Genomic DNA, 2100 nt, shown 5'->3' on the forward strand with positions numbered 1-2100 from the left:
AAAACAATCCAAGCGACAAAATAAAATTATTATTCAATGATATAAAAAAATATAAATAATATAATGTTTAGTACTGATACACTAGCCCCTGTTGGCATTGCATATAAATAAGAAATAAGTAATCCTAATATAAAACAAAAAACTGATATTATTCCAGAAAAAATAACTACCTTTTTAAATTGTTTAAAAATACGCATAGCTGTTAATGCTGGAAAAATAATAAGGCTAGACATTAATAAAGCTCCCATAGTACGCATACCAAGTACAATAATAATAGCCGTTAAAATAGCAATTATCATATTATAAACTTCTACTTTATTTCCTATGGACATTACAAAATTCTCATCAAATGTAACTGCAAAAATACGATTATATAAAAGTATAAATAATATAAAAATAATAGTACATAAAATAACTGTTAATGCAACTTCATTTTCATTAACTCCTAATATAGAACCAAATAAATAATTATTTACATCTGTATTCATACCTACTGTAGTAGATAGAACTAAAATACCTACTGCAAGGGAGCCTGTAGAAATAATAGCAATAGCTGCATCTCCTTTTATTTTACTACTTTCTTTAATTTTTAAAAGGAAAAACGCTGCTATTACAACTATAGGTAAAGAAATAACTAAAGGTTGTAATTTAAGTGCTGTTGAAATAGCTAAAGCACCAAAGCCTACGTGAGATAATCCATCTCCTATCATAGAATATCTCTTTAGTACCATACTAACACCTAACAAAGATGCACATAATGCAATAAATACCCCTACAACTAATGCTCTTACCATAAACGGATATGATAAAATTTCTTTTATCAAACTAATCATTATCATAACCCCCTTTAGAAAATTTTATTCCTATAGAAGTTTTAACATATTCTTTTGGGGTACCATAAAATAATTGCTTTTTATCTGCTAAATGTAATATTTTTGTAGAATAATATAATACATTTTCTATATCGTGAGATACCATAATAATTGTTAAATTTTGATTTTTATTTATATCTGAAATTAAATCATAAAATTCAGTCACTGCAATAGGGTCAAGTCCCACAACAGGCTCATCTAAAAACAATATTTTTTTGCCTGCACATAAAGCTCTTGCAAGTAAAACTCTTTGTTGTTGCCCTCCAGATAATTCACTATAATATTTATTTTTTAAATTTTTAATATTAAGTTGTTCTAGTTTTTCTTCTGCCATATTTTTTTCAGTTTTATTATAAAATGGACGCCACTTCAAATTATTTAAAAATCCAGAAAGAACTATCTCAAAAACTTCTGCTGGAAAGTCTTTTTGAAGTTGTGTCTGTTGGGATAAATAACCTATCTCATTTAATTTTAATCCATCACCTGTACAAATTCTGCCTTTTGAAGGAGTTTTTAACTTTAAAATTCCTTTCATTAATGTACTTTTACCTGCACCATTTTCACCTATAATAGAAAAATAATCTCCTTTTTCTACTGAAAAGTTTAAACCTTCAACAATTACATTTCCATCATAAGAAAAACTTAAATCTTCACCTATTATTAAAGACATCTAGTTTAAAGCCTCACGGAGTTTGTTTATATTTTCGTTCATAAGTGATAGATATGTAACCCCATTTGCAAATTCGTCGGCAGACACGTTATGGCAAGAATGAAGCATTACTTTTTTTGCACCAGTAGAGTCAGTTATAGCATCGGCTATTTTACCATTAGAAAATTCTATGGTAAAAACTACTGGTATTTCTTTTTCCTTTACTTTATCTACTAAAAAAGCAACTGTTGATGGGCTTGCTTCTGTTTCTGTAGAGCACCCAGAAAAAGCTGCAAAATAATCTAGGTTATATTCATTAGCTAAATATCTAAAAGGAAATCTATCACCAAAAACTAATATATTTCTTTTAGAAGAAGAAACTACATCTCTAATATCCTTGTCTAATTTTTCTAATTTTCTTATATATTCATTAGTATTATCCTCATATAATACTGCATTTTTGCTGTCTTTTTCAACTAAAATATCTTTAATTTTTTTAGAAATTTTTATTGCATTTATAGGAGATGTCCAAACGTGCTCATCTATTTCATCCTCGTGTTGATGCTCGTGTTCGTGTTC

3 protein-coding genes are annotated in these 2100 nt (G+C 27.8%); all 3 read right to left on the bottom strand.

Annotated features, from left to right (window positions below; all coding sequences use genetic code 11):
* Positions 1-29: 29 nt before the first annotated feature.
* Positions 30-833, bottom strand: coding sequence for a metal ABC transporter permease (locus tag R5Z65_RS09965; RefSeq protein WP_317368886.1), 804 nt, complete (start codon positions 831-833; stop codon positions 30-32).
* Positions 826-1542 (bottom strand): metal ABC transporter ATP-binding protein, encoded by a 717-nt coding sequence (locus tag R5Z65_RS09970; protein ID WP_317368889.1) that lies wholly within the window; start codon positions 1540-1542, stop codon positions 826-828. The genes R5Z65_RS09965 and R5Z65_RS09970 overlap by 8 nt, the downstream gene beginning before the upstream one ends.
* Positions 1543-2100, bottom strand: a 558-nt coding sequence (locus R5Z65_RS09975; RefSeq protein WP_317368890.1) for a metal ABC transporter substrate-binding protein, incomplete at its 5' end; no start/stop codon positions are given.

The sequence above is a fragment of the uncultured Tyzzerella sp. genome, from assembly GCF_963558545.1.
Lineage (GTDB): Bacteria > Bacillota > Clostridia > Lachnospirales > CAG-274 > Tyzzerella.

Excerpts from the sequence above, each read along its gene's own strand:
- R5Z65_RS09965 (WP_317368886.1), bottom strand. The coding sequence starts at position 833 with ATGATTAGTTTGATAAAAGAAATTTTATCATATCCGTTTATGGTAAGA.
- R5Z65_RS09970 (WP_317368889.1), bottom strand. The coding sequence starts at position 1,542 with ATGTCTTTAATAATAGGTGAAGATTTAAGTTTTTCTTATGATGGAAAT.